This window comes from [Flexibacter] sp. ATCC 35208, assembly GCF_001975825.1.
Taxonomy (GTDB): domain Bacteria; phylum Bacteroidota; class Bacteroidia; order Chitinophagales; family Chitinophagaceae; genus Chitinophaga.
In genome coordinates this window covers 1-316 of record NZ_MTKN01000376.1, presented here as the reverse complement: position 1 = coordinate 316, position 316 = coordinate 1, and the positions used below count along the sequence as shown (strand labels likewise).

General features: G+C 30.7%; 1 pseudogene. It reads left to right on the top strand.

Going from position 1 to position 316, the window contains the following annotated elements:
- Positions 1–269 (top strand): annotated as a pseudogene (locus BW716_RS35980) (7-carboxy-7-deazaguanine synthase QueE); the annotation flags it as partial.
- Between the last annotated feature and the right edge of the window lie 47 nt (positions 270–316).

The window sequence follows — 316 nt, the reverse complement described above, 5'->3', positions numbered from 1 at the left end:
GCTCTTCCGATCTTTCTCCTAAAAAGAATAAATTGCCAACCCAAACCGTTTATGATAATGCACATGAATTAAAAGTGATTATTTATAATAAACATGATTTTATTTTTGCCGAAGAGCAAGCAGAATTGGTAAATGGGAACGCAATTTTGTTTCTACAGCCTGAATGGAGTAAAAAAGAAGAAATGACACCGTTAATTGTTGATTATGTGATGAACAATCCAAAATGGAGAGTTTCACTTCAAACGCATAAATATTTAAATATTCCTTAATTGCTATAAAAAAATCTCTTCGTTTGAAGAGATTTTTTGTTTGTGGT